At 38.3% G+C, this 5303-nt stretch carries 7 protein-coding genes; 6 read left to right on the forward strand and 1 reads right to left on the reverse strand.

Going from position 1 to position 5303, the window contains the following annotated elements:
- Nucleotides 1–343: 343 nt before the first annotated feature.
- The 4 genes from PG766_RS16660 to PG766_RS16675 are packed head-to-tail and all read left to right on the forward strand — an operon-like array spanning nt 344 to nt 3696.
- Nucleotides 344–694: a hypothetical protein gene (locus PG766_RS16660; protein WP_055156125.1), complete on the forward strand. Its 351-nt coding sequence runs from the start codon at nt 344–346 to the stop codon at nt 692–694.
- Between the two features lie 40 nt (nt 695–734).
- Complete coding sequence (locus PG766_RS16665; protein WP_055156124.1) at nt 735–1418, forward strand: TIGR00266 family protein; 684 nt, start codon at nt 735–737, stop codon at nt 1416–1418.
- 18 nt (nt 1419–1436) lie between these two features.
- Nucleotides 1437–2177 (forward strand): hypothetical protein, encoded by a 741-nt coding sequence (locus PG766_RS16670; protein ID WP_118199802.1) that lies wholly within the window; start codon nt 1437–1439, stop codon nt 2175–2177.
- A 40-nt stretch (nt 2178–2217) separates the two neighbouring features.
- On the forward strand, nt 2218–3696 hold the full coding sequence (locus tag PG766_RS16675) for a hypothetical protein (protein ID WP_118199801.1): 1479 nt from the start codon (nt 2218–2220) through the stop codon (nt 3694–3696).
- 274 nt (nt 3697–3970) lie between these two features.
- Here PG766_RS16675 and PG766_RS17270 read toward each other — a convergent pair whose 3' ends face one another.
- Nucleotides 3971–4381: an IS3 family transposase gene (locus tag PG766_RS17270; RefSeq protein WP_416810416.1), complete on the reverse strand. Its 411-nt coding sequence runs from the start codon at nt 4379–4381 to the stop codon at nt 3971–3973.
- Between PG766_RS17270 and PG766_RS16680 the strand changes: the two genes are divergently transcribed.
- Nucleotides 4264–4824, forward strand: coding sequence for a hypothetical protein (locus tag PG766_RS16680; RefSeq protein ID WP_243014570.1), 561 nt, complete (start codon nt 4264–4266; stop codon nt 4822–4824). The two genes, PG766_RS17270 and PG766_RS16680, sit on opposite strands and share 118 nt — an antisense overlap.
- A gap of 54 nt (nt 4825–4878) precedes the next feature.
- Nucleotides 4879–5202 carry a hypothetical protein gene (locus PG766_RS16685; protein ID WP_004613237.1) on the forward strand — a complete coding sequence of 108 codons (324 nt, stop codon included), beginning with the start codon at nt 4879–4881 and terminating at the stop codon, nt 5200–5202.
- Nucleotides 5203–5303 lie beyond the last annotated feature (101 nt).

A 5303-nucleotide genomic window follows, 5' to 3' on the forward strand; every position in this document is an offset into this window, starting at 1 on the left:
ATAAGAATCTAATTATTTTTCCTTAACTTAATGACATTGGTCTTTACAGGCTCTTTTTTTAGTTTAACCGTCAGATCTCTTTTGCATTTTTACAAAGAGACATTACATATATAGTGGATAAATAAAAATGATATACTATATATAGTATACTAATCGTTCGTATTTTGAAAAATAAGCATAATATACGAATGGCGACCATAGTATTTGCTTTCTGAATCTGCTACGCTTTTATTACGAAATGGTGGCCGCCCGATCAGAGAAAAAAATAAAGGCAATGGGTAAGGAGGGAGAACAGAGAATAGGATGGTGATAGAGCAAAGAGGTTAACAAGGAGGTTAAAAATTTGGAATATATTACGAAAAAGGATTTAATAGATTGTTCTACGCCGGATGAATTTTGCTTTTCACTATGCTGCATGGAATGTAAAACAGTATGGAAAAGTACACCAATTCGTTTTTCCAGAGCGGGGAAAAAACCGGAAAATGAAAATCGGAAGATTATTTATGATACACTTTATGAACGGGAAAAGAATTTAGCATTTCAAAAAGCATTGAATCAGGCGAAAGAGATCTTTAATATTTGTCCGATATGTAAGCGTCTTGTATGTGACCATTGCTTTTTAATCTGTGATGATCTGGATATGTGTGTGCAATGTGCTACAAAGCTTAATGAAAAAGGTACTGTTGTAGGATGAAAACAAAAAAGAAAAATGAAAAAGAAAGGAGAACTTTGTTATGAAAAAATATGAGATTTTAGGAGGAAATTTACCAGTTGTTGTATGTGAATTATCAGCAGGAGAATCTATGATCACAGAAAGTGGAAGTATGAGCTGGATGAGCCCGAACATGAAAATGGAGACGATTTCCGGAGGCGGAATGAAGAAAATGTTCGGCAGACTGATGTCTGGTGATTCTGCGTTTCAAAACAGATATACCGCAGAAGGTGCAGACGGAATGATTGCATTTGCATCAAGTTTTCCGGGAGCGATCAAAGCATTGGAGATTAGCAACGGTCACTCCATGATCGTGCAGAAGAGTGCATTCCTTGCTTCAGAAGAAGGCGTAGAACTGTCCATGCATTTTCAGAAAAAATTAGGGAAAGGCATATTTGGAGGAGAAGGTTTCATTATGCAGAGATTGAGCGGAAATGGAACCGCGTTTGTAGAAATTGATGGACATGCAGTGGAGTATGATTTGAGTGCAGGACAGGAAATTTTGATCAGTACGGGGTACTTAGCGGCAATGGAAGAAACCTGCACTATGGATGTTGTAGCTGTAAAAGGAGTAAAAAATATGCTGATTGGAGGAGAAGGCATTTTTAATACCGTTGTGAAAGGACCGGGAAAGGTGATCTTGCAGACAATGCCAATCAGTAAGGTGGCAGAATTGCTGACTCCTTTTTTTGCAGATAAGAAGTAATTGAAAGGGGAGAAGATTATGAGAAAGAAGTTGAATTTGTTATTTGGACTGGTGCTTATTATCAGTATGATAGCGCTGATTGGTTGTGGAGGCTCCGGAAAAACAGGAGAGAAGAACCCGTATGAAGGAAAATGGGTAGCGGTGTCCGCTCAGATGATGGGAATGTCTGTCAGTATAGATGAAACTTTCGGAGGTGCTTTTGAATTTGAAGTAAAAAACAACGGAAAAGTTTCCTTTTCAGTTGGAGACACTACCGGGAATGGAAAATGGTCTGTCGAAGATGATCAGTTTATCTTGAGCATCGAAGGAGAAGAGATGGTGGGAATCATCGGAAAAGATATTATTTCTTTTGATAATATGCTCGAGATGGGAGTAAAGGTGATTTTTGCAAAGGATGGAACGGATGCAATGGATCCGGCACTCTATCTGACAGAGGAGGAAAATGCAGTCATAGGTGAGTGGGCTGCAGAAAGCGTGGAAGAACTTTTAGGAGACGGACCTCAGACTTCTATGGAAGGAGTAGACAACATCAATGATGCACTGCGTCTTGATTTCAAAAGTGACCGTAATGTAACAGTTATTTATAAAGGGGAGGAGATTGGGACTTTCCCATGGTCAGTTGCACTGGGATATTGTTCGATTGAATCAGAAAATCCATCTCTTACAGTGATGATAAATGACGATGGTACTTTGAAAGTAGACTACAGTGATGATGATGACTACTATACATTCCACTGTGTAAAAAGCGACAGTGAATAACTGAAAAGGATGTGGAAATCATGAAAGGAGGGAAGACGCCATGAAAAAGAAACTATGGTGTGTGCTGTGTATCATGATATGTATGATGATGATAGCGGCATGTGGACAAAAAAAGAATCCGGAGAAGAAAAAATCGGAAAAAGCAGAGCAGGAAGAAACAGAATTTAAAGACAGAGAAAGTCTTAAATTAAGTTTATTTACAGTGTATTATCCGAAGGCATGGAACTACGATAAAGAGAATATGAAGAAAGATGAAGAATATTCTTACGTTAGATTTTTTGATGGAGATACAGTAGATGGATCCGAGAATGTCATTTCTATAGAAGCGACCAAGGAGGATTCATATACATATCGAAAGAGTTTAATTGCCTTTGGAGTGGATTTAGAGGCATATGCTGAAGGGAAAATGGACACTGTAACAATAGGAAATGCAGAATATACAGCAATGCCGGAAGGTAATTCCATAGAAAAAACGTATATGTATCGTTATGAACAGTCTGGCACATCCTATGATATCAGAGTAAGAGGACAGGAAATAGATGATTCTGACAAAGAATTGTTAGAAGGAATTGTGCTGAAATTAGAGGATGAAGGAAATAAAGACGCACCATGGCCATGGGAGGGAGAGCCTGTTGAACCTGTATTGGCAGAGCAGATGGTAGGTTCTTATACAATCGTTCCGGAATATATCCCATTTAAAGAAGCACAGGGCGTTATGCAGATTATGGATCATCAGTTTGTAAAACAGGGCAATCAAGTGTTCCATTTGCTGGAGAACAAACTGGATACTTATGAATATTCAGAAAGTGGACTTGAATTCGTATCTTCGATGGAATTAGACGATGATTTTGAATATTTGTCTGGGGACAGCAGTGGAATGTTATATCTTTCGCCTGGAATTGGAGATGTAATTGGCGTAAAAGATGGGAAAAAGGCACTTCAGACAACAGTAGACGGAGATCTGAATATGCATCCATCCGGAGAATGGGGAATCAGTTTCTGGGTGAACAGTGATACTCAGAAGATTGCGAATCAAGGCGGTAACCTGACGGCAGAACCGTGGATACTGACCGGATTAAATAAAGATGAAGAACGCAAGGGACTGTTTTCTATGATAGATGACGTACAGATCACGAATAGTCATATTATGGTTGCCGGCTCCATGGCTGTGGAAGATGAAGGCACAAAAATCGTTGTCTATGATTATGATGGCAATCAGCTTTTGAAATTAGGTGGAGAAGATATCAGTTCTCCGGACAAGCTCGGTTCCATTACAGGCATGGCGGAAACAGAAAATGGTTTTGTGGCTGCAGATGGAAATATGCGTGAAATACAATTTTGGGCAAAAGATGGAACGCACGTAGGTGCAATTTCTACAGAGGACATATTTGGTGTCAGTTATCCATGGCTGGAAGATATGCAGCTTTTAGATGACGGCTCTCTGTTAATTATGCTGACACAGGAACGAGACGACGGATCAGCAAATGAATTGATGTTTTTCAGATTGACAGGATTTTAGTTGAAAAAATAAAAATCGCTTGCCGGCAGAAATTTATCTGCCGGCAAGCGATTTTTCTGTTTCCTGTTTCCAATATAAAGGTAGAATTTTATCACATCAGTGAATCAATTTTCATATTTATCGTATACAGATATATACAACATAAATGGCATAGAGGATCAACATCAGGATCCCCTCCTTTTTATCGAGTGCTTTTTTGGTCCATGCCATAACTGGTCCTATGTCAAGAAAAAGTACAAATTAAATGTAACCAATTTCCCATTTTTTGTAATTGTTAACTCGCTAAGTTTGTTACGTCCGTTTCCAAGTTTTTCAGATATTGTTCCTCATATTCATTTGGAGACAAATATCTACAATGACTATGAATACGGACTGTATTATAGAATGTTTCAATATATCTGGACTGTTTTGCTTTTTCAATTACGACAGTAGTGTTTGTACTCCTTCCGCATATCGGTATGGGGATAGTTGCAGTGCTTGAGGTCGTGAAATGTGGATTACAGGATTTTATCCTGGGATGATGGTGGAAAACTTTTGAGTATGCTATACATAGAAAGGCAAAAATAGATGATGGAAGAATTATATAAAGTGATGGACGATTTACTGGATGTAGAATTTCAGATGAAATCAGGGATAGATCTCCTGAAAGAATTGGAAGAGTTTTATTTGTCGAATCCTGAAACAAAAGCGTCTGAAGCAAGAAAACTTGCAGTGTTGATCAAGGGATATTTGCAGTCGATGAAGTCAAATATTCGAGAAATCATTCGTTATATTGATGATACAACACTTGAGAAATCAAATGAGGAAAAGAAAGACGAACAGGAAGCTGAGAGTACCATGTCAGAGAAAGTGCAAGAATTTGTAAATCTGACAATTACAGAGCATACGGGAAAAGCGTATTCGGAATGGAAGTTAAATCAGGATAAAGAGGCGGTAAGTGAGATTGATAAGAAATACCAGAAATTACTGGAAACGTTATCCCCAGAACAGGAAGAAGTGATTACGGAATACTGTAATGCAATTTTCAGCAGTGGAGCAGATACAGAAGAGTTTTTCTATCGGTTGGGATTAAAAGATGGACTGAATCTGAAAAATACGGTAAAATCTGTATTAGAAATGATATCATGAAATCGGAATTTATCAGAAAATGAGGAATAGTTGAAATGGAGGCGCTATAATAGCATGAAGATTGAAGGGAACCAGAAAGAACTGGATGCAATGGTAGAATTTCATAAGGGAAACCGTGTCGAGGGGCTGAGACTGCAAGAAGAATTTGCAGCGGAATTTCGTAAGGAGTATAAAGACAAAGATCACTGTCCTTGCCTGAAAGCCTGTCGTTATCACGGAAACTGTAAGGAATGTGTAGCAATCCACAGAGCACATCAGGAACATGTTCCTAATTGTATGCGACCATTGATTAATAAAAAATTGAAATTGATGTCAGAATTAACAGAGCATACCTTGGCAAATGAAATAGAAGCTCCACATGAGATTTTAAGAAAATAGGCAAGTCAAATTCCGATTTATTGGGAAGTCGCAGAGAACGAAAAATCGGAAGTTTACAGCGAGGTGAAAGAGGTTGAATTATGTAGAATATGGAAAAGAAA

The sequence above is a fragment of the Coprococcus sp. LG101-27 genome (genome assembly GCF_027695515.1).
Classification (GTDB): Bacteria; Bacillota; Clostridia; order Lachnospirales; family Lachnospiraceae; genus Allocoprococcus; species Allocoprococcus comes.